Origin of the sequence: Rhodococcus sp. NPDC060090 (assembly GCF_042729855.1) — a bacterium.
GTDB lineage: Bacteria > Actinomycetota > Actinomycetes > Mycobacteriales > Mycobacteriaceae > Rhodococcus.
In genome coordinates this window covers 1-1,952 of the sequence record NZ_JBHWXB010000041.1, presented here as the reverse complement: position 1 = coordinate 1,952, position 1,952 = coordinate 1, and the positions used below count along the sequence as shown (strand labels likewise).

The window sequence follows — 1,952 nt, the reverse complement described above, 5'->3', positions numbered from 1 at the left end:
GTCGCGGCGTTTGCGGAGCAGTTGCTGCGGATTCTGCGTGCGGTGGTGGATGATCCGGCGGTTGTGGTCGGTGATATCGGGATCCTCGATGATTTCGAGCGTGAGCTCGTGGTGTCGCGGTGGAATTCGCTGGGTGATGATGTGGCGCCGGCGGATGTGACGCTGGTGGAGATGTTCGAGGCGCAGGTCGCTGTGCGTGGTGATGCGGTGGCGGTGCGGTTCGGTGACGAGTCGGTTTCGTATAGCGAGTTGGGTTCGCGGGTGCGGCGTCTTGCGCGGCATCTGATCGATGTCGGTGTGGGGCCGGAGTCGTTGGTGGCGGTGGCGTTGCCGCGGTCGGTGGATCTGGTGGTGGCGTTGCTGGCGGTGCTCGAGGCCGGTGGCGGATATCTGCCGGTGGATCCGAACTCTCCGGCTGATCGCATCGAGTTCCTGGTGTCGGATGCCGCGCCGGTTGCGGTCGTGACGCGCTCCGATGAGGAAGTGTCGTTCCCGGGCGGTGTTCCGGTGGTCGAGCTCGATCGGGTGGATCTGTCGGGTGTGGACGATGCGCCGGTCGTCGACGGGGAGCGTCGGGCGCCGCTCGCGTCGACGAACCTCGCGTATGTGATCTACACGTCGGGTTCGACGGGCCGTCCGAAGGGTGTGTTGATTCCGCATCGCAATGTGGTGCGGTTGATGGTGAACACCGAGTCGGTGTACGGGTTCGGTGCGTCGGATGTGTGGACGATGTTCCACAGCTATGCGTTCGATTTCTCGGTGTGGGAGTTGTGGGGTCCGTTGTTGTACGGCGGGACCTTGGTGGTGGTCGATTACTTCACGTCGAGGTCGCCGGAGGCGTTCCGGGAGTTGCTGGTTCGTGAGCAGGTGACGGTGTTGAACCAGACTCCGTCGGCGTTCTATCAGCTTGCGGAGGCCGATCGTGTGGCGTCCGATGGTGCGCGGTTGGCGTTGCGTTATGTGATTTTCGGTGGTGAGGCACTCGAGCCACGCCGTTTGGCGGGGTGGTTCGAGCGGCATGAGGACACCTCTCCGCGGTTGGTGAACATGTACGGGATCACCGAGACGACGGTGCATGTGTCGTATCGGGAGATCGGTGCCGAGCTCGCCGAGGCGGGGTCGGCGAGTGTGGTCGGTGTGCCGATCGCCGGTTTGCGGGTGTATGTGCTGGACCGGCGGCTGCAGCCGGTGCCGGTGGGTGTTGCGGGGGAGATGTACGTCGGTGGCGGTCAGCTCGCGCGTGGGTATCTGCGTCGTCCGGAGTTGTCGTCGGCGCGGTTCGTGGCCGATCCGTTCTCGGCGGATGGCGCCTTGCTCTACCGGACGGGTGATGTTGCGCGGTGGGTGGTCTCGGGTGATCTCGAGTATCTGGGCCGTGCTGATGATCAGGTGAAGATCCGTGGTTTCCGGATCGAGCTCGGTGAGGTCGAGGCGGCGGTGCTGGCGCAGGATTCGGTGGCGCAGGCTGCGGTGATCGTGCGTGAGGATGCGCCGGGTGCGGTGCGGATCGTTGCGTATGTGGTTCCTGCCGAAGGTGTTTCGGTCGACGTCGACTCGTTGCGTGATGGTGTGGGTGCGGTGGTGCCCGAATACATGGTGCCGTCGGCGTTCGTGGTGATCGAGTCGATTCCGTTGACGGTCAACGGCAAGTTGGATCGTCGGGCGTTGCCGGAGCCGGTGTTCGAGACACGGGTGTTCCGGGCGCCGTCGACTCCGATCGAGGAGATCGTGGCGGGGGTGTTCGCTGATGTGCTCGGTGTCGAGCGTGTGGGTGCGGATGATGATTTCTTCGTGCTCGGTGGTAATTCGCTGATTGCGACGCAGGTGGTGTCGCGGCTCGGTGTTGCGTTGGATGCGCAGGTTCCGGTGCGGGCGTTGTTCGAGGCGTCGACGGTGTCGGCGTTGGCGGCGCGGGTGGAGCAGGAGTCGGGTCGTGGTGGCCGGGTTCCGCT

General features: G+C 64.6%; 1 protein-coding gene. It reads left to right on the top strand.

Going from position 1 to position 1,952, the window contains the following annotated elements:
* The coding region (locus tag ACFWCF_RS26250) for an amino acid adenylation domain-containing protein (protein ID WP_378568025.1) at positions 1 to 1,952 on the top strand (1,952 nt) is incomplete at both ends.